This is a genomic window from [Clostridium] polysaccharolyticum (assembly GCF_900111595.1).
Lineage (GTDB): Bacteria > Bacillota > Clostridia > Lachnospirales > Lachnospiraceae > Clostridium_AI > Clostridium_AI polysaccharolyticum.
In genome coordinates this window covers 128,798-151,004 of the sequence record NZ_FOHN01000006.1, presented here as the reverse complement: position 1 = coordinate 151,004, position 22,207 = coordinate 128,798, and the positions used below count along the sequence as shown (strand labels likewise).

The 22,207-nt window shown below is 36.5% G+C and carries 20 protein-coding genes; 18 read left to right on the top strand and 2 right to left on the bottom strand.

The annotated features are described in order from the left end of the window. Nucleotides 1-48: 48 nt before the first annotated feature. Nucleotides 49-567 (bottom strand): peptidylprolyl isomerase, encoded by a 519-nt coding sequence (locus BMY85_RS05815; protein WP_092477326.1) that lies wholly within the window; start codon nt 565-567, stop codon nt 49-51. A gap of 81 nt (nt 568-648) precedes the next feature. After that, complete coding sequence (locus BMY85_RS05810) at nt 649-1,686, bottom strand: SGNH/GDSL hydrolase family protein (RefSeq protein WP_092477325.1); 1,038 nt, start codon at nt 1,684-1,686, stop codon at nt 649-651. A gap of 348 nt (nt 1,687-2,034) precedes the next feature. Between BMY85_RS05810 and BMY85_RS05805 the strand changes: the two genes are divergently transcribed. The 18 genes from BMY85_RS05805 (at nt 2,035) to BMY85_RS05720 (ending at nt 22,203) form a co-directional block, all read left to right on the top strand. Continuing rightward, nucleotides 2,035-2,970, top strand: coding sequence for a magnesium transporter CorA family protein (locus tag BMY85_RS05805; protein ID WP_092477324.1), 936 nt, complete (start codon nt 2,035-2,037; stop codon nt 2,968-2,970). A 29-nt stretch (nt 2,971-2,999) separates the two neighbouring features. Next, nucleotides 3,000-3,863, top strand: a complete 864-nt coding sequence (locus BMY85_RS05800) for a rhomboid family protein (protein ID WP_092477323.1) — start codon at nt 3,000-3,002, stop codon at nt 3,861-3,863. 20 nt (nt 3,864-3,883) lie between these two features. Next, a complete protein-coding gene (locus tag BMY85_RS05795; RefSeq protein ID WP_092477322.1) occupies nt 3,884-7,036 on the top strand; it encodes a phospholipid carrier-dependent glycosyltransferase in 3,153 nt (1,050 codons plus the stop codon). Nucleotides 7,037-7,152: 116 nt separating this feature from the next. Then, the gene (locus tag BMY85_RS05790) at nt 7,153-8,574 is read left to right on the top strand and encodes a hypothetical protein (protein ID WP_092477321.1); all 1,422 of its coding nucleotides are present in this window, start codon (nt 7,153-7,155) and stop codon (nt 8,572-8,574) included. Nucleotides 8,575-8,607: 33 nt separating this feature from the next. Continuing rightward, nucleotides 8,608-8,925, top strand: a complete 318-nt coding sequence (locus tag BMY85_RS05785; protein WP_092477320.1) for a hypothetical protein — start codon at nt 8,608-8,610, stop codon at nt 8,923-8,925. A 76-nt stretch (nt 8,926-9,001) separates the two neighbouring features. Beyond that, on the top strand, nt 9,002-9,910 hold the full coding sequence (locus BMY85_RS05780; protein WP_092477319.1) for a DUF2953 domain-containing protein: 909 nt from the start codon (nt 9,002-9,004) through the stop codon (nt 9,908-9,910). Further along, nucleotides 9,903-10,289, top strand: coding sequence for a GerW family sporulation protein (locus BMY85_RS05775; protein WP_092477318.1), 387 nt, complete (start codon nt 9,903-9,905; stop codon nt 10,287-10,289). Before BMY85_RS05780 ends, BMY85_RS05775 begins: the two co-directional genes overlap by 8 nt. A gap of 134 nt (nt 10,290-10,423) precedes the next feature. Beyond that, nucleotides 10,424-10,609 (top strand): 50S ribosomal protein L28, encoded by a 186-nt coding sequence (rpmB, locus tag BMY85_RS05770; protein ID WP_092477317.1) that lies wholly within the window; start codon nt 10,424-10,426, stop codon nt 10,607-10,609. Nucleotides 10,610-10,984: 375 nt separating this feature from the next. Further along, on the top strand, nt 10,985-11,341 hold the full coding sequence (locus BMY85_RS05765; RefSeq protein WP_092477316.1) for an Asp23/Gls24 family envelope stress response protein: 357 nt from the start codon (nt 10,985-10,987) through the stop codon (nt 11,339-11,341). A gap of 37 nt (nt 11,342-11,378) precedes the next feature. Continuing rightward, complete coding sequence (locus BMY85_RS05760) at nt 11,379-13,076, top strand: DAK2 domain-containing protein (RefSeq protein ID WP_092477315.1); 1,698 nt, start codon at nt 11,379-11,381, stop codon at nt 13,074-13,076. Between the two features lie 125 nt (nt 13,077-13,201). Continuing rightward, the gene (recG, locus tag BMY85_RS05755; RefSeq protein ID WP_092477314.1) at nt 13,202-15,241 is read left to right on the top strand and encodes an ATP-dependent DNA helicase RecG; all 2,040 of its coding nucleotides are present in this window, start codon (nt 13,202-13,204) and stop codon (nt 15,239-15,241) included. A gap of 73 nt (nt 15,242-15,314) precedes the next feature. Then, a complete protein-coding gene (locus BMY85_RS05750) occupies nt 15,315-16,847 on the top strand; it encodes an AAA family ATPase (protein ID WP_092477313.1) in 1,533 nt (510 codons plus the stop codon). 182 nt (nt 16,848-17,029) lie between these two features. Further along, nucleotides 17,030-18,388, top strand: coding sequence for an AAA family ATPase (locus BMY85_RS05745; protein ID WP_177180658.1), 1,359 nt, complete (start codon nt 17,030-17,032; stop codon nt 18,386-18,388). Continuing rightward, nucleotides 18,372-18,935 carry a hypothetical protein gene (locus BMY85_RS05740; protein WP_143066331.1) on the top strand — a complete coding sequence of 188 codons (564 nt, stop codon included), beginning with the start codon at nt 18,372-18,374 and terminating at the stop codon, nt 18,933-18,935. The genes BMY85_RS05745 and BMY85_RS05740 overlap by 17 nt, the downstream gene beginning before the upstream one ends. A 23-nt stretch (nt 18,936-18,958) precedes the next feature. Further along, on the top strand, nt 18,959-20,500 hold the full coding sequence (locus tag BMY85_RS05735; RefSeq protein WP_092477310.1) for a sialate O-acetylesterase: 1,542 nt from the start codon (nt 18,959-18,961) through the stop codon (nt 20,498-20,500). Nucleotides 20,501-20,518: 18 nt separating this feature from the next. Beyond that, nucleotides 20,519-20,791 carry a hypothetical protein gene (locus BMY85_RS05730; RefSeq protein WP_092477309.1) on the top strand — a complete coding sequence of 91 codons (273 nt, stop codon included), beginning with the start codon at nt 20,519-20,521 and terminating at the stop codon, nt 20,789-20,791. 138 nt (nt 20,792-20,929) lie between these two features. Beyond that, nucleotides 20,930-21,148, top strand: a complete 219-nt coding sequence (locus BMY85_RS05725) for an alpha/beta-type small acid-soluble spore protein (protein ID WP_092477308.1) — start codon at nt 20,930-20,932, stop codon at nt 21,146-21,148. Nucleotides 21,149-21,288: 140 nt separating this feature from the next. Further along, nucleotides 21,289-22,203 carry an MAC/perforin domain-containing protein gene (locus BMY85_RS05720; RefSeq protein ID WP_092477307.1) on the top strand — a complete coding sequence of 305 codons (915 nt, stop codon included), beginning with the start codon at nt 21,289-21,291 and terminating at the stop codon, nt 22,201-22,203. The last annotated feature ends 4 nt before the right edge of the window (nt 22,204-22,207 follow it).

Here is a 22,207-nt window from a genome sequence, read left to right as displayed (position 1 = left end):
GGCTGAATGGAATCAGTTCTGCTCTTTCGCCATAGCATCAGAAATGCATTACATTTTTTCAGGTTCCTCATAAGTTTCGCCGAAAGTATCAACGGTAACTTTTTTCATTTTCTGTTCTTCAACTGGACGATCGGAATAATCTGTTTTAACCTCTGCGATTTTATTTACAACATCCATACCTTCTGTTATTTTGCCAAAAGCAGCATACTGTCCGTCAAGGTGTGGAGAGGTTTTATGCATGATAAAGAACTGGGAACCTGCAGAATTTGGCATCATGGAACGAGCCATGGAAAGAACGCCTTCTGTATGTTTTAAATTATTGTCAAAACCATTCTGGCTGAATTCGCCTTTGATCTGGTATCCAGGACCACCCATTCCGTTTCCGTCAGGGCATCCGCCTTGAATCATGAAACCATTGATTACTCTGTGGAAGATTAATCCGTCATAGTAACCTTTGCTGATAAGTGAAATGAAGTTTTTCACTGTATTTGGAGCGATTTGGGGATAAAGCTCCGCCTTCATCACATCGCCATTTTCCATTTCAATTGTAACAATAGGATTTTGCATATTGATTCCTCCATTAAAAGAATTTGTAATTAGTTTAATGGATCTCGCATGAAAAGTAAAGGGGGCAATCATAACCTTGGCTTATGGAATATCAGGCATGATTTCTCTTATCTTTTCTATCAGGCGTTTAGCATCCTTCTGGTGAGTCTTTAAACTTGGGTGTTCTGAGGCTTGTCCATCAAGCTCTACGTTATGGAAAGGAAGCTCTAAGGTGTCTATATTATCCCAGCCTTGTCTGGTTAAATAGTCACAGGCTTTTTTAATCAGAGGAAATGCTTCTGTACAGAGAGTTCCACAGATACAAAGGAATCTTGTGTCAGGGTATTTGGAGCGGATACATTTTAAAAAGTCAATATAGCAAGTGATAAATTTTTCTTGAGTAGATGGATCTCCAAGAAATCTGGAATCGTTGGTTCCTAAGTTGATTACAACCAGTTCTGGCGTAAAATCGTGAAAATCATAAAGAATGGCTGGATCTACCCAGTAATTTGTATAAGGATATACTTTAGGGAGCGTATTTTCTACATTGCCTGTGTATTCACAGTATACACCATAGCCAGATACTGCTGTATATCGGGCGTTTAAATTCAGCTCTTTTGCAGTGATGGCAGCATAAGAAAGCTCACCGTCCTCTTCACGGATGTGAAATTCTGAATGAGGTTCTCCTAAAACACCGTAACCACATGTAATGGAATCCCCAATAAACTCTACTTTGGTACGGGTATCAGGTGTGGAAGGCAAAGGCAGAATGGAACCATTTGCAATTGTAATATTATGAAACTCAGCATAAGACATCTGGGCTTCTGTTATTTTTATAATTTTTAATTTATGAATCCTGGAATCTTCGATTTGTGCGATTTCATAGGTCTTAATAGGCTGGTCCAATACAATAGGTTCTTTTGTGATAAGACTGTCATCTAAGTAAACCTTTAGACGGGTCCAGTCAACCTGGTTTACTACATCACTGCCAATGACTGCGGAAACAGTTGCTGGCAGATTTTCTTTTCCCTGTACATAAAATTCAACTGCTGAGTTGGTGTAGCCTAAATAAACTTTTTCTTCTTTCACGAGAGTACGTCCGTAATAACGAAAATAATTACGATCAAAAATATGTATCATAAAGTTTGGTCCTCCTTGCTGTATGTAAAAAATACTGATTGCAGCATTATTTCAACTGCAAAGTTTATTTAAGAAGATTATAGCAGAAAAAAATGGAATATCAATGTATTATTCCAAGGAAAAATGAGTTATGTTTGACAAAGGCAGCCATTAAACATATAATTATAATGATTGCAAATATTCAAAAAAAGCAACAATAAAAGCTGAGAAAGGATGTGGGTTTATGGAATCTGGACCGAGTTATAGCTGGATAGGAAAGAAAAAAGAAGATTCAATATCTGCATTTGAGAAATTCAGCTATGGAAATGAGGCTGGACTTACTCTATGATGCAGTGGAAGGAGTAAGTTATGATTGGAATTTTTAAAACATTTGATGACGGATTAAAGCAGATTAAGGATTATGAGGATGGATGCTGGGTTGCGCTGACCAGTCCATCTCCAACAGAATTATTAGAAGTTTCCGAACAGTTTGAAGTAGATATAGACCATTTAAGAGCACCACTGGATGAAGAAGAACGTTCACGTCTGGAGATTGAAGACGATTATTCGCTTGTTTTAGTAGACATTCCATGTGTAGAAGAAAAAAATGGAAGAGAGCGTTATGTAACAATGCCGTTAGGTGTTGTTCTGGTTAAAAATGCCATTATCACCGTATGTCTTGAGGAGACACCTATATTAAAAAGCTTTATGGAAGGCAGGGTCCGTGGATTTTATACATTTAAAAAGACAAGATTTATTCTGCAGATTCTTTATAAGAATGCATCGGTGTATTTACAATACTTAAAAATAATTGATCGTAAGAGTGGGGAAATAGAAGAAAAACTGCATATTTCTACGAAAAACAGAGAATTGATTGAGCTTCTGGAATTAGAAAAATGTTTAGTCTATTTTACTACGTCACTACGTTCCAATGAAGTTGTGTTAGAAAAACTGCTGCGGACAGAGAGTATCAAACAGTATCCAGAAGACAAGGAACTGCTAGAGGATGTTATCATAGAAAACAAGCAGGCTATTGAAATGGCTAACATTTATAGCGGTATTTTAAGTGGAATGATGGATGCGTTTGCCTCTGTTATTTCAAATAACTTAAATATTATTATGAAAACATTAGCAACGATCACTATCGTAATGAGCATTCCAACCATGATTTTTAGCATGTATGGTATGAATTTTACACATATTCCTTTAGGAGACTTTAAATATGGATTCCTGATTATTATATTGATTACGCTGCTGCTTACAGTATTTGTGGCACGGTTATTTGCAAAAAAAGATATGTTTTAAGTTTAAGAGAGTTAGGAAAGAGGAGCTATATGAAGTTTATTAATAAACTCGAACGTAAGTATCGTAAATATGCAGTACCAGATCTGATAAAATACTTTATGTTCGTCTGGGTTATAAGTACAGTTTTCTTTAATTTCATTCCGTATGCAGAATCGGCGTATTATTACTACTGCAGTCTGGATTTTGCTAAGATATTCAGAGGACAGGTCTGGAGGCTGGTTACATTTATTATTCTGCCATATCATATTGGTGGCGTATTAGATGTTGTGTTCTTTGCAATACAGGTAATGCTCTACACATTTATAGGACGTTCCCTGGAGAGAGCATGGGGAGCTTTTCGTTTCAATCTGTTTTTTATAAGTGGAGTTCTGTTTAATATACTAGGTGGATTGATTTATTATCTGTCATGTGCTATTACAAAGAATCCTGCTGGAAGCCTGTATTATGTGGGAATGGAATATTTGTTCCAGTCAATGTTTTTTGCGTTTGCGGTTTTATATCCAGATGTAGAACTTCTTTTGTACTATATTATACCAGTGAAGATGAAGTATCTTGCTATTCTGGATGGGGTATTTCTGTTAAGGCAGATCGTTATTTCATTTGCTGCAGGAGCTTATTATATTGGAATTGCTATCATTGTAGCAATGGCGAACTTTTTAATTTTTTATTTTGCTACAAGAAATTATAAGAAATATTCTCCGAGAGTACAGAAAAGAAAAGTACAGTTTAAAAGGGAAGTCAGTCAGGCAAGTACCATAACTCGCCATAAATGTGCTGTCTGTGGGAGAACAGAGAAAGATGGAGAAAATTTAGAATTTCGTTATTGCTCAAAGTGTAAGGGAAATCTGGAATATTGTCAGGAACATTTATTTACCCATGAGCATGTGAAATAATAAAATGGGGGCGAAAGAAAATGGAAGCAATGGTATTTTTATCTGTGGTTTTTTTGTGTCTTATGTATTACACATATTTTTATATGAGGCAGGACAGGAAAATTTCACAGGAACAGACAACAAAGGAATTACAGGCTAAATACTGGCTTGTGCTTCTTTTGGCAGCAGGTTTTATACTGCGGGTAATTGTTGGGGCAAGGCCAAATACGAAATCTGGAGATTTAAGTAATTTCAGATGGGCAATGCAGACATTAATGGACAATGGTTATAAAAGTGTATACCAGAGTGGCGTGAACATTAGTTTTCCGCCACTTCTGGTTCAGATAATTGGTGTAATCGGGCTGGTCTGCAGAGTATTCCGCATTAAGTATGAAACATTGGGATCGACAGCAGCTATTCTTATATTTAAGATGCCAGGTATCATAGCGGAATTAGTAACAGCGGCTATGATATATAAAGCAGCAAAAGCGAATTTTGCAAAGAGAAGCACTTTGATTCTGGCAGGATTATTTCTGATAAATCCAGTGGCTGTTTTTGATACAGGAATCTGGGGACAGATGGATTCAGTTGTATCTTTATGTGTGATCTTAATGTGCTGGTATCTTTATCAGAAAAAAACAGGAAAGGCAATCATAGCTTTTGTGGCAGCTGTTTTAATGCACCCGCTTATGATAATACTTGCACCAGTGCTATTCATTGGGGTTGTGGATGGATTGGTATTGGATGGTTTTGAAGCAAAGAAAACAGTTCAGGCGGCTGCATGTCTTGCAGGAAGTATCATGGCAGCAATTATGATGTGTCTGCCAATGGGGCTTTCCACTGTGTGGGATAATGTGAAGCAGACATATAACGGTTATCTTTACTGTTCTGTAAATGCTTATAATTTCTGGAACATGATTGGATACAACTGGACACCTGAAACAGCTACATATTTAGGAATTACATGCAGAGTATGGGGCTGTATCCTGATTGGCGTTTTATTATGTGCATCTATTGCATGGCACTACTTGAACAAAAGAAAAAAAGAAGATTATTTTTATTTAGCTGGTTTGGTGCTTGTTGGTGTATTTACATTTAGTACACGTATGCATGAGCGCTATTTGTATAATGCAATGGCTGTATTTTTAATGCTTTATGCAGTAAAACCATTTATAGAGAACTATATTTTCTACGGACTGTTTACTATGGTACAGTTTGGTAACATGGTTTTTGTCTATTACGTATATGATGCCAATAAGTTTAATCCACGTGAAACTGTGCCAATGTATGTATCAAGAATACTTTTCTTAGGTTTCATAGCACTTGTCGTAATGAGCATTTACCGTTTGAAATCCAAGGCTTTAAATGAGGAGAACGTTTCTTTACAGACTAAGGCAAATGAAAATGAAAGCAAGGAAGAAAAAGGATTTGTGATAGAAAGAACCAGCAAGGTTCCAAAATGGAGTAAATTTGATACCATTGCCTTGCTTGCAATCCTGATTGTGTATTCTGCCTTTGCTCTTCATGATATTGGTTATAGATATGCTCCTGAAACTTCATGGACGTATAATGTAAGCGGACAGGATGCTTCCAATCAGATCCTGCTGGATTTGGGGGATGTGAAACAGGTTCAGGCTTTAAAATATTATTTAGGAAACTATGAAAACCGTCAGATGAAAGTGGAATATGCACAGGATATAAATGGAGAATGGGTTAGCGCATTTGAAGGAGAATGGGTTAGCGTATTCTGCTGGGGGGAAAATGCCCTAAATGTTCCTGCACGGTATATCCGTATCACTTGTAACAGTGATAAAGCAGTAGTCTGGGAATTGGCAATTAAGGATGATGCAGGCAATTTGATTATGCCGGTAAATGCTAAGGAATATAAAAATCTGTTTGACGAGCAGAAAATGGTTCCTAAGAGAAGTACATTCCGTGACAGTACTTACTTTGATGAAATCTATCACGCACGTACAGCTTATGAATTTATTCATGGATTACCAACTTATGAATATACGCATCCACCGCTAGGCAAAGTGATTATGTCCATTGGCATTCGCCTGTTTGGGATGAATCCATTTGGATGGAGAATCATGGGTATCTTATTTGGTATTGGCATGGTGCCTGTTTTCTATGCATTTTCAAGAAGAATGTTCAAAGAAACCTGGATTGCATCCGTTTCCACGATTCTGTTTGCGTTCGACTTTATGCATTTTTCACAGACCCGTATTGCTACTATTGATGTATTCGTTACTTTCTTTATCATAGCATCGTACTACTTTATGTACAGATATTACAAAACAAGTTTTTATGATACATCTTTAAAACAGACTTTCGTGCTTCTGGGGTGCTGTGGGGTTCTGATGGGATGTCAGATGGCGGCTAAGTGGACTGGTGTATATGCAGCTTTTGGTTTAGCAGTAATTTTCTTTGTAACATTAGGAAAACGGTATCGTGAATTTTTATATGCGAAGAAAGATATGTATGGCAGTACCAATGGAATTGAACACCAGTATATTGTAAAGAACTTTGTGCCATATGCATGGAAGACAGTTTTATTCTGCTGTGTTGTATTTGTAATTATTCCAGCAGTTATTTATACCCTTTCCTATATTCCGTTCCAGGATTATGATGGAACAAAGGGACTTGTTGCAAGAATGTTAAAGAATCAGCAGAATATGCTTAACTATCATAAAGGGGTAACGGAATCCCATCCATTTGAATCCAGATGGTGGCAGTGGCCTATTATGTATCGTCCAATCTGGTATTTTAGTGGCAGTGTCAGTGGAACAGTTTCAGAAGGAATTAGTGCATTTGGTAATCCGGCAGTCTGGTGGGCTGGTATTCCGGCATTCTTTGTGCTGATACAGAGAGCATTCCGTAAGAAAGACAAGATGGCAGTGTTTCTTATCGCTGGTTACATGTCACAGTATCTGCCATGGGTATTTGTTGGCCGTACTACATTTATCTATCATTATTTTACAAGTGTTCCATTTGTAACATTAATGGTTGCATATTGCCTGTATCTTCTTGTGAAAGAGAAAAAATGGAATAAGGGAATTGTTTTCGCTTATGCTGCAGTGGCATGTGTACTATTTGTAATGTTTTATCCGGTACTGTCTGGCCAGCCAGTAAATAGGGAATATGTATTCCATTTCTTAAGATGGATGGACAGCTGGGTATTAGTAGGTTAATGGAATAAGAGAAAGTTTATGGTAAGCTGGCTTCTTATGAGGTCAGCTTATTAAAATAAAATTATATGATCATTATTGCAATAAAAAATATGAAACAGCCGGAGGGTTAGGGAATCTTGAGTGCAAATTTAAGACAATTGATTAAAAGTTTAAACAGTGGAAAGAATCTGGATAAGGACTTGCCAGCGTATCTTAAGGCTTTGGCAGATGAGTATCACAGCTATGCCATGCTGCAGACCATGCTGCAGTATTATGTCATGTGTGAACAGCATGAGGAAGGTTATTTTAAAGAAAAAGAAGTTCTGGATACAGTCCAGGTGATTCATGAACTTATATACGAGCTTTTTGTGTCAGAAGAGCCAGTACAAAGAGAAGCATGTATTCAGAAACTAGATAAAGAAAGAACAAAAGTGATTCGGAAAATGGAAGTGCTTACAAATTATACGGACCATTTGCTTATTAGTGAATATATATTAAACCGCATTGAGCATAAATATGATCAGGCAGATCCAGTATCAGAGGATGACACTGTATTTGCACAGAAGCTGCTCCAATATATTTTTGCACAAAAGGATAATGCCGTAATTGGAGAAAGAATAAAAGAAGTAATCGGCCAGCTTCCAGTTCGTATTGCAAGAAGCAAGTTTTATGAAATGGTGAAAAACAGTATTTCTTTGTTTAAAGGTGGAGAAAAAGATTCTCTGGATTCCTATCTGTATATGATACGAACTAGTGCAACCATGTATCATCCAGAAGGAGAGGGCATATATTTTAATAACTGGGGACAATTTGTAGAAAAAATGGACGGTATGGATTATGGAAAGCTGGAAATGCAGGAAATTAAAGCATTGCAGCAGGAATTACAGAAAATGAGTGAGGAATTTACAGCTGCATCGGAAGTGTTTGTTACCTTACAGGAATTGCTCAATAGTCTTTATGTGTACCTGCTTTCAGAGGCACATGGAAACGGTTTTGAGGAACGTTATTGGGAAAAAGAAGAAAAAATATGCAAGGATGTAATAATAACCATTGCAAAACAGGTAAAATCAGACGATAATTATGTTATTGGAGGAACATTAATTGAAAAACTTGAGCAGATTGAGGGTGTGCTGGAAAAAGTTATGATGCAGATTCAACAGCTTATGGGAAGTTTTGAGATGATAAAAGAAACGTATGCTGCTGAAAGGAAGGAACTTAAATTGGAAACTGGTTTTGCTGATTTTGATAAGGCAGAAAAGCTTCTTTCTACTAGTATTTTTGTGGAATTTAAAGAAAAATCCACAGAAGAAGTAACGGAGCAGATGGCAGAGAAAGAGGCGGTAAAACTTGCAGAGGAGTTTAGTGAATTATTTCATGGTGCCTCCATTCTTTTTGTCCGTGCTGTAATTGCCAATGTGATGGAAAGAATGCCTGTTCAGTTTGCCAGTGTAGACGAAGTGTCAGAATATATACAGGGAAGTTTACAGCAGTGTAAAGATGCTGCTGAAAAACAGGCAGTTTATGAAATACTTAATCGTATGATAACAGAAAATGCATAAATCCATGCTGAAAGAAATGGGTGTCAAGTAATTATGATTGAATGGTATCCGGCTTTATATTTAGATTCTGAAACGCTGAAAAAAGAGACCAGAATAAAGCGGCGAGTGGAAAAGCACAGATTGAACTTCAATGTGTATTGCATTGCTCTCGCTTCAAATAAGAAGAATTTGTTTGATATAATCAATGCAAATGAATTATTATTTCAATACTATAGAAAGCGGGGAATAAAGATTGTAGGACTGGCTTCTAGTAAAGAAAGTGCAGTAAAAATGGTTGCGGATATTGTCGGTGACGTGTATCACCAGACAGGCAAATTTGATGTAAGGGCTTTTTTTGGGCAGAATGAGTAAGTTTTAAAAGGATGGGATGTGAGAAGGATTGCATATTGTTTGGCTGATATTAAAAATAATAGGAGCAATCCTTGGCATGCTCCTAGGTTTTTTGTTAGTCCTTATTGTTTTGGTACTGATTGTACCTTTACGGTATCGGTTTCACTTGCAAGTCAATGGCAAGACAAATGTGGATTTGTGTGTTTCATGGCTTTTTCATCTGGTTCACATAACCATTCAGTATAAAGAGAAAAAGACAAAATACTGTTTGCGAATATTTGGACTGCCAGTAAGAAAGAATAAGGAAGAAAATGAGAATCAGAAAGTATCCCAGGCAAGGAAAAAGAAGAAACAGAAAAAAAGGAATAAGAGTAAAACCAAAACAAATATGTTAATGCAAAGAGATTCAAAGCAGCAATCCCAAAAACGGAATGTTAAGAGTGGGGCAAAAGAAGAGAAGCACATAGCGAAAGAAGAAAGTGCAGCAAAAGCCGAAAAGAGTGTTGCAAAGGAAGAAGAGTTAAATTTCTTTCGTAAAGTGAAAGACTGGCTAAAGAAAGCAGAGAAGATGCTCTTGCAAATTCCAGAGACATGGACTAAAATCAAAAACAAAATAAGCGGAATCATGAAAAAGAAGGATAAAATTCTTGAGTTCCTGAAAGATGAAGGGAATAGAAACTCTGTGAAAAAGTTAAAGAAAAGAAGTTTTGAAGTGTTACGTTATATAGGACCTAGAAAATTAAACGGTTATGTCCGGTTTGGAACAGGAGACCCTTCTAGTACAGGAAAAATTCTTGGCATTATAAGCATTTTACGGGCATACGTTAAAATGAATGTTTCAGTTTATCCTGATTTTGAAGAAAAAAGAATAGAAGCTGACATAACGGCACAAGGCAGAATGAGGGTAATACGCTTTATACGTGTAGGTGGCAGTTTGTATTTTGATAAAGAAGTCAAAAAATTTTTTGCTGATGGCAAGCAGTTAAAGGAGGAGCTCAATGGCTGATAAAACAAATTATGATGGAACATTAGAATCTTTGTTTAAAGGAATGGATAATTTTATCACAACAAAAACAGTAGTTGGCGATGCGATTACATTTCCGGATGGAACGATTATTTTACCGTTAGTGGATGTAAGTTTTGGAGTGGCTGCAGGAGCATTTGCTGAAGAAAGCAAGAAAAACAAAGGGGCTGGGGGAATGGGAGGTAAAATTACTCCAAGTTCTGTACTAGTGATTCAAAATGGAGTAACGAAGCTGGTAAATGTAAAGAATCAGGACAGTCTTACGAAAATATTGGACATGGTTCCTGACTTTGTCAATAAATTTACTGGTGGCAATAAGGAAAAAGACAGCAGCAGTGAGGATTCTGAAACAGAAGAATAGAAGCTGGATCTCAGGTAAATTTAAAAATTCATAAAATTTGCTTGCATTATTAAGATTATTTTGATAGAATGGTTTTGTTTGATGTATAGCGATTTTTAAGGCTATGTCTAAAAAGCGTAAGGAGGTGCTTTGGAATGGCTAAATGTGCAGTTTGTGGAAAAGGAGCTCATTTTGGTATCAAGGTGAGTCATTCACATAGAAGAAGTAATAAGATGTGGAAATCAAACGTGAAATCTGTTAAGGTTAAAGTTAACGGTGGAGCTAAGAAAATGTATGTATGTACATCTTGTTTAAGATCAGGATTAGTAGAACGTGCTTAATGCAGAGTTGGCGGAAGGTGTCATGAATGGCGATGGATATCACTATTGTGACACCTTCTTTTTGAGTTGTAAAATTAGCAGCAGAATAAATTATAACCTAATATTAGAAATAGAATGATGATGCAGATAGCAAGCAGGCCGTTGGTAATGAAAAGCATGATTGTCATGCCTATAGCAATCCAGAAAAGGATAAAACCGAGCATATGTCTCATAACAACCTCAAAATATATTTGTTAGATATACAATATAATATGTTTAAATTTAACAGTAATTACTAAAAATATAAAAACTGCACCATCCTGAAAGAAATTAGTTTTCAAATAGAGAAAAACAGGGTATAATTATAAAGATTCGTGAAAGAATGGAGGGTTTACTATGAAAGGTCATATGAATACTGAAATGGGCGAAATTATCATCGACAACGAAGTAGTGGCGAAGTATGCAGGATCGGCAGCTGTTGAGTGCTTTGGTATTGTGGGTATGGCTGCCGTTAATGTAAAAGACGGTTTGGTTAAACTTCTAAAGAGAGAAAGTATCAGTCGTGGTGTTAATGTAGAAATTGACAACGATAATATGAACATAGATATGCACATAATAGTAGCATATGGTGTTAGTATAACCGCAGTAACAGAGAACCTTATTTCCAATGTAAAGTATAAGGTGGAAGAGTTTACTGGCTTAAAAGCTGGAACAATTAATGTATACGTTGAAGGCGTTAGAATATTAGATTGACAATCAGAAGGATAACAACATTAAGGAGGATTAAAAAGTGGCAATTAAGTTAATAGATGCCCCGCTGCTTCAGAAAGCATTTTTAGCTGGAGCAAAAAGCATCGAATTGAAAAAGGACTATATTAATGAGTTAAATGTTTTTCCAGTGCCAGATGGTGATACTGGAACAAACATGACTTTGACGATTATGTCGGCTGCTAAGGAAGTTAATAATATTGATAATCCTACCATAGTAAATATTGCAAAAGCTATTTCCAGTGGTTCTCTGAGAGGAGCCAGAGGAAATTCCGGCGTTATTTTATCTCAGCTTTTTAGAGGCTTTACAAGAGAAATTATGGATAAGGATGCTGTTGATGTGCCAGCATTGGCAAAGGCATTGGAACGGGCAGTAGAAACTGCGTATAAAGCCGTTATGAAGCCAAAAGAAGGTACCATTCTCACTGTAGCAAAAGCAGGTGCTGCAAAGGCAGAAGAAATTGCTGGAAAGACAGACGATATTATATGCTTTTGTGAAGAAGTGCTAAAAGCAATGCAGGAAATGTTAGAACGTACTCCAGAGATGCTTCCGGTATTAAAAGAAGCTGGTGTAGTGGATTCTGGCGGGCAAGGTCTTGTTACGGTATTGAATGGTGCATTTGAAGTATTGAGTGGCAGGAAATCAGATTTTAAGTTTGAGTTAAGTACGCCAGTTAATACAGCGCCAGTTCAGAAAGTTGACAGTTCGAATATTTCCACTGCTGATATAAAATTTGGTTATTGTACAGAATTTATTATCATGCTGGAAAAAGAGTATAACATGGACACTGAAAAACAGTTTAAAGCATACTTAGAATCTATCGGGGATTCTTTAGTAGTAGTTTCTGATGATGAAATTGTTAAGGTTCATGTACATACTAATGATCCGGGACTAGCAATCCAAAAAGCATTGACTTATGGTTCCCTCACTAGTATGAAGATAGACAATATGCGTGAAGAGCATCATGAAAGAGTAATTCAGGATGCAGAAAAGAAAGCCAAAGAACAAGCAGATGGGAAGAAAGAAACGAAAGAGGCAAGTGGGCAGGAACAGCCTAGAAAAGAAGCAGGTTTTATTAGTGTTTCTGCTGGAGATGGTCTTAGCGAAGTATTCAGAGGTCTTGGTGTCGATTACTTAATTGAAGGTGGTCAGACAATGAATCCGAGTACGGAGGATATGCTTAATGCAATTGCAAAAGTAAATGCAGATACCATTTATATCCTGCCAAATAATAAAAACATTATTCTGGCAGCTAACCAGGCTCGTGATTTAACAGAAGATAAGAAGGTTATTGTAATACCTTCTAAAACAATCCCACAAGGTATCGCCGCTATCATAAACTTTGTTTATGATAAGATTCCAGAAGAAAATGCCAAAGCTATGGAAGAAGCTATGGGCAATGTAAAATCAGGACAGGTAACTTATGCAGTCCGTGATACTTCAATTGACGGCAAGACAATTAAACAGGGGAATATCATGGGAATTGATGATTCCAGAATTGCTGCTGTTGGGGAATCCATAAAAGATACTGCCAAAGAATTAATAGAATCCATGCTGGAGGAAGATAGTGAATTAGTAAGTCTTTATTATGGAGAAGAGGTAAAAGAAGAAGAAGCCAATGAACTTGCAGAAGAGTTAATGGAAGCACATTCTGACATTGAAGTTGAAGTCTTATATGGTGGACAGCCAATCTACTATTATGTGGTTTCGGTTGAATAAAAAACAAAGCATAGTAAGAGAAATGTGGGAATTGCCTGCATTTCTCTTATTGCTGTATATGGTTTTTTAAACAGAACATAAATCAGGGCAATGTGGCAGAACTGCTTCATTTGCTGGGAGGAAATATGAAATTTGAAGACGAGATTACATCCGTAAAGGGAATCGGAGAGAAAACACAAAAAGGGTTAGCAAAATTAGAAATCTTTACGGTACAGGACTTGATTGAACACTACCCAAGAGATTATGATGTATACGGGGACATTCGGGCCATCCAGTCACTTAGGGAAGAAGAAACTTCTGTTATTGAAGTGTCAGTAGTGGCGTTGCCACAAAAGAAAAAAGTACGGAATCTGACTATCGTACAATGTCGAGCAGGAGATGCAACAGGAACCATTCTCCTTACATGGTTTAATATGCCCTTTGTAATGAAGCAGTTAAAAATGGGAAGCCGTTATCTGCTAAGAGGAAAAGCGGTTAGGAAAAATGGATTACTTCAGATGGAGCAGCCAGTATTCTTGACAAAAGAAAATTACCACAACAACCGCTATGTCATGCAGCCTATATATGGATTGACATTTGGAATTACCAATCATGTAATCAAAAAAGCGGTAGTGCAGGCTATAAAAAATATAGAATTTCCAAAAGATTATCTTCCAGTGAAACTAAGAAAAGAATGCAATTTAATTGAATATAAAAGTGCAGTGTCAAAGATTCATTTTCCGAAGAATACACAGGAAATGCTAGAAGCAAGAAGAAGAATTGTATTTGATGAATTTTTCTTATTTAACCTTGCTCTGAATTACCTGAAAAAACAAAAGGGAATGAAAAAATCTGTTTTTCATATGAAACCAGCAAAAGAATGTGAAAATATGATAGAAAGGCTGCCATATGACCTGACCAATGCACAAAGGAAAGTCTGGAAGGCTATTGAGCAGGATTTATGCAGCTCCCAGCAGATGAACCGTCTGGTACAGGGGGATGTTGGTTCAGGCAAGACCGTTGTTGCAGCCCTAGCCTTGCTTCAGGCTGCCATGAATGGATATCAAGGCTGTTTAATGGTGCCTACGGAAGTTCTGGCAAAGCAGCATCTGGAGTCTTTGGAAGAAATGTTATCTCCTTATGGTATTCAAGTAGGTCTTCTTGCAGGTTCTATGACTGCCAAAGAAAAAAGGCTTATGTATGAAAAAATCAAAAACCAGGAAGTGCATATTGTGGTAGGAACACACGCTTTGATTCAGGAGAAAGCAGAATATGCCAATCTGGGATTAGTTGTTACAGACGAGCAGCATCGTTTTGGTGTAAAGCAGAGAGAGGCATTATCGAACAAAGGAAAAGAACCACATATCCTTGTAATGTCAGCAACGCCGATTCCAAGAACACTGGCACTAATTCTTTACGGAGACTTGGATGTATCTACAATTGATGAGCTTCCAGCAAACCGTTTGCCAATAAAAAACTGTGTGGTTAATACCAGTTACCGTCCAAAGGCATATGAATTCATTGCCAAGGAAATAGCTAGTGGCAGACAGGCATATGTGATTTGTCCAATGGTAGAAGAAAGCGAAAACATGGAAGCAGAAAATGTTATTGATTATACAGAAAAGCTTGCTCATGAACTTCCGCCAGCCTATGTGGTGGCGTATCTTCATGGAAAGATGAAGGCAAAAGAGAAAAATGAGATTATGGAACGTTTTGCAAATGGTGACATACATGTATTAGTATCAACAACCGTAATTGAAGTCGGTGTAAATGTGCCAAATGCCACTGTCATGATGATCGAAAATGCGGAACGTTTTGGGCTTGCACAGCTTCATCAGCTACGTGGACGTGTAGGACGTGGAGTCTGCCAGTCCTATTGTATTTTCATTAATGGTTCCAATAGTAAAGAAAGCCAAAAACGATTAGAGGTATTAAATCATTCCAACGATGGATTTCATATTGCCAATGAAGATCTTAAGCTTAGAGGACCTGGGGATATGTTTGGAATCAGACAGAGTGGAATGCTGGAATTTAAATTAGCAGATATCTATAAAGATGCAGAAATTCTGATGCTGGCAAATGAAGTAGCGAAACGGTTTGAAGACGCTCAGGTAAAACTGATGCTGAAAAAATATGAGGCCCTTCGCAAGAAAATGGAGCTGTATACAAACGAAATATTTTTGTAGAATCCGTTGTGTACTATATAAAAACCATCTATAATAATGCTGTGTTATGTGAATAAAAGGAAAGGAGGGTAACATGGTACAGCAATCCTTATCAAATGAGCGCTTACTGGAATTAGGAAAACGCAATTACCAGAAACTGAAAGAAATCTGTGGTTTGCTGGCTGGTGCAGGGTACTGGGACGAACCAGAAAAAATATTAAAGATGCCTATACAGGAAATGCTGGATACTTATCTTCAGGCTGTATTAGTGCAGATTGCATTGCAGGCAAATGGATGTCGTGAAGAAGAAAGCCAATACATTCTGAAAGTTATGGATACCAATCCGTATTATTTACAAGGCAATGGAATTGTAGAAGATACGGTATTGCGTGCAATGAAACGAGTTTTAAATTCACCACCAATTATTCTGCAGCTTTGTGGTGTGTATGATAGAGAACAGGAAGGGACTGTATCGGCAACAGCTTTTGACTGTTTTATTAATATTGTATTAGGAATAGTGTACTTAAATAATGGGAAGAACAATGAAACATTAAAGATTGCAGAAGAATTTTATAAGCAGATCAGTGTGTTTTTAAATAGCCATCAGGCACATATTATGTTAGACCAGAGGTACTGGTTTAAAAAAATCAGTTCTGACCAGCTGGATTTGGGCTTTCTAGAGGAATTAGACTGTGAAAATGGATTTCAGGATATGAAACGGAAACAGCAGGAACGTATTGAATCTATGAAACTGAATATGGAAAAGGAACAGCAGGAAGGAAAACTGGCAAAACGATCAGAATCGGGAATACGCTTAGACCAGTATTTAGATGAATTAAATAATTTAATTGGTTTAAAAGAGGTAAAGAAAGAGGTTACTTCATTAATTAACTTAATCAAAGTGAAAAAGATGCGTGAAAAATACAATATGGCTGTTACAGAAATGACTTATCATATGGTATTTACGGGAAATCCAGGAACAGGAAAAACAACCGTAGCGAGACTCATTGCAAAGATTTACAAAGAACTTGGGATCTTATCCAAAGGGCATCTTGTGGAGACAGACCGTTCAGGACTGGTGGCAGGTTATGTTGGACAGACTGCGTTAAAGGTGAAAGAAGTTGTAGAGAGTGCCATTGGAGGCATTTTATTTATTGATGAAGCGTATGCTTTAAGTAACCAGTTAAATGGAAATGATTTTGGTCAGGAAGCAATTGATACTCTTGTAAAGCTGATGGAAGATAACCGGAATGATCTGGTGGTAATCGTGGCGGGATATAAAGACGAAATGCAGACATTTTTAGAAGCCAACCCAGGTCTGATTTCCAGATTTAATAAATTTATCTGTTTTGATGATTATTCCAGTCAGGAACTAATGGATATAATGGAATTTATGTCTAAAAAGGATGACATATCTCTTGAAGAATCTGCAAAGGAAGATGTGCTTTTGCAGATTCAGGAAATGGAAGCGGATAAGCGGACTGCTTTTGGCAATGCCAGAGGTGTGAGAAACGTATTTGAGAAGATTTTAATTAATCAGGCAAACAGGCTTGTGCTGTTAGACGAACCGACAAAGGAACAGCTGCAGCAGGTGATGCTTTCGGATGTTTGTGATGTGATAAGATAAAGGATAACTCGGCAGGAGTTTTGGAAAACTCTTACTGGGTTATTTTAAATGGACGAATTTTTTAGGTATAAAAGAAATGAAAAACACATGGTAAATAGATAAAAGATATTATATAATGACTGAGAATGGGAAAAATATAATTATAGAGATAGATAATACATATTTTATTGGAGGGAGAAAGATTGAAGTTTGAATTTGGCAGTTTAGGACCAATTGAGCATGGCGAAGTGGATCTTGGAAAACTGACTGTTTTTTGTGGGAAGAATAATACGGGGAAAACGTATGTAAGTTATTTGATTTATGGATTTAATTATTATTTAAGTCGTGCAATAGAAAAAGAATATCTGTTAGAACAATTGTATGAAATTAGTGAAGATGAATTAACAATTAATTTGGGAGAATTATATCAAAATAAAGATAGAATTATAGGGAATTTAATAGAAAAATATATGAAATGTATTCCTAATTTTTTTAAGGTCAATAAAGAATTTTTTGATGGGTTTCAGTTAAAAGTTAGTGCAGAGGAAAAAATAGATGATGAGCGAAATTCAGAAATAAAAGAATGGATAATAGATTTGTTAAATCAAAGGAAAGAGGTAGAAAATATATATGAAGAAGGAAAAAATATAAAAGGAAGATTTACAAAGAATGTAAATGCAATGCAAAAGGATAGAATTATTTTTGTAGCCATTTTGTTTGCTGTTTATGTTGAGCAATTTAGCGAAGCGTTTATTCCAGCTTATATGTTGCCAGCAGAGAGAAATGGACTTAGCATGTTTTATAAAGAATTAAATGTAAATCGAAACAATGTGTTATTTGATCTGTCTGGTCAAGATGGAATCGAAACAATAGAGAAAAATATAGCAAAATATCCTTTGCCAATTTCAGAATATATTAATTTATTAAATTCTATGGATAATATAGAGACAAATGACATATCATATGCCAATATGGCAGCGACACTTGAAGACTGTATTGTAAAAGGAAAATTTGATATTGAAAAAAATGGAAATATTCGGTTTATTATGGATGAGGATCTAAAGCTTGATTTTCATTTATCTTCATCCACCGCAAAAAGCTTATTTGGATTGGATTACTTATTACGAAATAAATTGAAAAAAGGGTGTATACTCATCATTGATGAGCCAGAACAAAATCTTCATCCAGACAACCAGCGTTATATTGCAAGACTGTTATGTAAGTTAGCCAATGCAGGAGTCAATGTCATTATTTCAACTCACAGTGATTATATTGTTCGTGAAATCAATAATCTGATTATCTTAGCTAACAGATTTAAAGGTTATGAGAAATTAATGAAAGAATATGGTTATGAAGAAGAGGAGTTAATTGCTAAAGAGAATGTAAAAGGTTATATCTTTCAAGAGCATATGATAGATGAAGTTGAAGTTGATGGAGAAGGCATGAAAATGGATGTGTTTGACCAAGTTATTAATAAGATGAATGAAGCATCAGATGATATTTATTATACTTATCGAGAGGTATGTGATGACGACGAACAAGATAGTGATAGAGAAATTTGATAATGCAGTAAAGTCCATTGTTGATAAAAAAGTAATTGAAAAAAAGAAAGGCAATGAAATAGTCATAATTGAAGATCAAAAGATTGCAGCGAAAAATAGTAAAAATGTTCAAGTAAGAATAAGGCGTATTGGAAATAACAGTTTTGCTTTTAAGATGGACATTAGGCCACATAATGTTTATTTGCTGGATAGGCCCACTATGATCAATGATGAATTGGTTTTAAGAGTGGAAGAAGAAAAAATAACAGCGTTTATTTTGGAATTAAAATCAAAGGATCCGAAAAAAGCAAGAAAACAGATATGTTACGGAAAACAATATGCAGATTTTTTAATTGGAATATTGGAATTGGAAATGGATTACTTTTTTAAAGAAAAGGAATATCGAGGTTATGTTTTTACTACAAATACAAAATACAGAAGACCAGTAGTTCGTTCTGGATATCTAAGTAAGGAAAAGACGGATCAAGAGATTGGTGATATTTACATAAAATATTTAGGTGATGCTCCATCCTATGATTTTGGAGAATTAGGATTAGAGATTAGATAAATATAGCAGAAGGGGATAAGCAAATGAGTAAATTTACAGTAGCAAAGGTGTTTTCGGATTCCATGGTATTACAAAGACAGAAGAACATCTGTGTATTCGGCACTGGAGCAGATGGCAGCAAAGTTACAGTTGCATTAGGCTCAAACAAAGCGGAAACGGTTATAGAAAACGAATCATGGAAAGCGTATCTTCCGCCAATGGAAGCTGGAGAAGATTATGAAATGATAATTACCTGTAAGGAAGAACAGGTTGTTTTTAAAGATATTGCCATAGGAGAAGTATGGCTTGCAGGCGGACAATCCAATATGGAACTGGAGGCAAAAGACTGTGCTGAAAGCAAAGAAATCCTGGAACAAGACAAGGATATAAAAGTCCGTTTTTATTTTACAGAAAAAAACCAGTATAAAGATGAAGCATTTTATGAGGCAGAAAATAACTCTAGATGGCATAAGTCTGGATCAGATGACATGAAACGCTGGTCGGCAGTCGGGTATCTTTATGGAAGAAAACTTTCAAAAAAGTTAGGTGTAACAGTTGGTATCATCGGCTGTAACTGGGGTGGTACAAGTGCTTCCTGCTGGGTAGATAAAGAAAGTCTTAAAGCGGACAAAGACTTAAATGTTTATAACGAAGAATATGATAAAGCAGTAGAAGGCAAAACCGTAGAAGAGCAGATAAAAGAATTTGATGCATATCAAGAAAGGCAGATAGAATTTGATAAGCAAAGCCAGAAAGTATATGCACAAAGGCCAGAAGTGAGCTGGGCGGAGATTGAAGAAATCTGTGGAAAAAATCCTTGGCCTGGTCCTATGAACTTAAAAAGCCCATATAGACCAGGAGGTCTATATGAATGCATGCTTCAAAGAGTAATGCCATATTCCTTGCGAGGTTTTATTTATTATCAAGGAGAAAGTGATGATACGAAATCTGGCACATATTATAAATTATTAAGTCATTTAATCCGTGAGTGGAGAAAAGGCTGGGGGGATGATAGCCTTCCATTCTTAATGGTACAGCTTCCAATGCACCGTTACGAGCAGGATCCAGACTGGAAGAACTGGTGCATGATTCGTGAAAGTCAGATGAAAACTTACCAGATGATGAAACACACAGGGATAGCAGTTATTTTAGATAGTGGAGAATGGAATGAAATCCATCCAAAGAAAAAAACTCCTGTGGCAGATAGGCTGGCACTTCAGGCATTTTGCCACGTGTACCATATCATAGACGAAGAGGAAGCATTTGGACCTGTCTATCAAAGCTGTGTTTATCACAAAAAAGAACTGGAATTAAAAATACAGTATGCAAAAGATGGTCTGGATGTAAGAGAAGGAAAAGTAATGTTTGAAGTTGCTGGACGTGATAAGAAATATGTACCAGCAGATTTCAGAATTCAGGGAGACAGTATCTATGTATGGGCAGATGGGCTTGACAATCCTATGTACGCAAGGTATTGTTGGAGTAATTACTGCGATGTTGCCATTTTCGGAAAAAATGGTATTCCACTAGCACCATTTAGGACCAGTGAAGAAGATGGGTTTCATGTGCAGATGAATTTAGCTTAAACGGAAAGGATTCTTTAAATGATTACAGATCACAATTTGCCATTAAACTATATAAAAAAAGAAAATTTAACAGGCAGTTATCAGGGGATGCGTTTTATGTTTACGAAAGAGGAAGAAGGACTTCTGGTATATATCTGGCCAGAACCATACTGTTTTGAAAAGACGGAGGATGCAAAGAAAACTGCCAAGTTATTCGACTTTTCAGAAGAAGGAAAACTTGCAGCGATTGACTGGATGAATGAACAGTATCAGGCTAGAAAAAGCGAATGGCAGAGTGCTGTGGATTATTAAAAAAATGTAACCATTTTTTAAGAGAAAACAATAAAATTTCCAGTGTATTATTTCTGGTTCTTCACATACTAGGATTGTAACAAACAACATCACTAACTTATTTCATTCAATTGAAATAACGAAATGGAGGAGTTTATTATGTCATCAAGCAGAAGAAACAGAGTCGAGGTACCAGAAGCAAAAGCAGCATTAGACAGTTTCAAATACGAAGTAGCAAATGAAATTGGAGTGCCACTAAAACACGGATATAACGGAGATCTGACATCATATCAGAACGGAAGCGTAGGCGGATATATGGTCAAAAAAATGATCACCGATTATGAAAAGAGAATGGCAGGCCAGAATGGTCAGCAGTAACAAAAATGAATGGGCGATTGCAATCTGACAGGAATGTTAGAGGGCAATTGCCCTTTTTTCCTTTGTATAGGCTACATTTTTAATATAGATCATATACTTATCTGTAACCGTTTTTTAGGAGAAAAGGAGAGGACACGAACATGGAAAAGGATGATTTTAAGAGATATCTTTATTACGGCTTTGATAAAGTAGAAAATCCATATGCCAAGACACAGGAAATAAAACAAGTACCTATCCTTGATAAGGAAAAAATAACAGAATTAAGTGGAAAATCGTGGTATGAGTCTTTGCCAGGGATAAATCAGGTTGACTATAAAATTATTATTTCGCAGACGGAGTCTGAGCTGGAACAAAGAAGTGTGGCAGAGTGTGGGAGTGGTTACCAGGGAACGGAATCTGAATTTTGGATAAAACAATCTTTGGATTATTCCCAATGCAATTTTATTAGTGAGCTTTACGGAAAAGTAATTTCGAACTGCCTGCAGGCACAGATAGTAACAAAGCTGGATTTGGAGGCGTTAAAGAAGTGCACCACTGGTGATTTTATTGAGGCCGTACAAAAAGGAGATATGGAAAAGGTATTTGAAACATACGGGACTCATTTGATTTCTCACGTGTTAATTGGTGGACGTATGGTGATTCCGTTTTGTACCAAGAAAAACACCCAGAGAACGGTAAGAGAGATTAAAACCTTGGCTGAAGAAAGTTATAAAGCATTTGTGGCAAATGAAAATATTACATACAGCCATTCACAAGTTGAATTTTCACAGTTTTGTGAGTATTCCATATGGGCAATTGGAGGAAATGTATCGTATTTGCCAACCCAATTTGGGAAAAATAAAGAATATCATAAGTGGGTAGAAAGTCTGGAATTCCAGCCTGCTTTATATCAGGTTACAAACTGTATTCCAATTTGGGAACTGGTATCAGAGGAAGAGACAAAAAAAGCATTGAAAAAAGCCTATTTTCTTTATCTTTTTGCATACCGTGATCCTTTATACATGAAAATTGATAATCAGATTCAGGAAAATAAGGAAAAAATGCTTAAAATCTAGGCGT

Coding starts and splice junctions, on each gene's coding strand:
- BMY85_RS05810 (WP_092477325.1), bottom strand. CDS start 1,686: ATGATACATATTTTTGATCGTAATTATTTTCGTTATTACGGACGTACT.
- BMY85_RS05785 (WP_092477320.1), top strand. CDS start 8,608: ATGATTGAATGGTATCCGGCTTTATATTTAGATTCTGAAACGCTGAAA.
- recG (WP_092477314.1), top strand. CDS start 13,202: ATGAAATTTGAAGACGAGATTACATCCGTAAAGGGAATCGGAGAGAAA.
- BMY85_RS05725 (WP_092477308.1), top strand. CDS start 20,930: ATGTCATCAAGCAGAAGAAACAGAGTCGAGGTACCAGAAGCAAAAGCA.
- BMY85_RS05780 (WP_092477319.1), top strand. CDS start 9,002: ATGCTCCTAGGTTTTTTGTTAGTCCTTATTGTTTTGGTACTGATTGTA.
- BMY85_RS05765 (WP_092477316.1), top strand. CDS start 10,985: ATGAAAGGTCATATGAATACTGAAATGGGCGAAATTATCATCGACAAC.
- BMY85_RS05720 (WP_092477307.1), top strand. CDS start 21,289: ATGGAAAAGGATGATTTTAAGAGATATCTTTATTACGGCTTTGATAAA.
- BMY85_RS05795 (WP_092477322.1), top strand. CDS start 3,884: ATGGAAGCAATGGTATTTTTATCTGTGGTTTTTTTGTGTCTTATGTAT.
- rpmB (WP_092477317.1), top strand. CDS start 10,424: ATGGCTAAATGTGCAGTTTGTGGAAAAGGAGCTCATTTTGGTATCAAG.
- BMY85_RS05735 (WP_092477310.1), top strand. CDS start 18,959: ATGAGTAAATTTACAGTAGCAAAGGTGTTTTCGGATTCCATGGTATTA.
- BMY85_RS05775 (WP_092477318.1), top strand. CDS start 9,903: ATGGCTGATAAAACAAATTATGATGGAACATTAGAATCTTTGTTTAAA.
- BMY85_RS05730 (WP_092477309.1), top strand. CDS start 20,519: ATGATTACAGATCACAATTTGCCATTAAACTATATAAAAAAAGAAAAT.
- BMY85_RS05815 (WP_092477326.1), bottom strand. CDS start 567: ATGCAAAATCCTATTGTTACAATTGAAATGGAAAATGGCGATGTGATG.
- BMY85_RS05805 (WP_092477324.1), top strand. CDS start 2,035: ATGATTGGAATTTTTAAAACATTTGATGACGGATTAAAGCAGATTAAG.
- BMY85_RS05800 (WP_092477323.1), top strand. CDS start 3,000: ATGAAGTTTATTAATAAACTCGAACGTAAGTATCGTAAATATGCAGTA.
- BMY85_RS05750 (WP_092477313.1), top strand. CDS start 15,315: ATGGTACAGCAATCCTTATCAAATGAGCGCTTACTGGAATTAGGAAAA.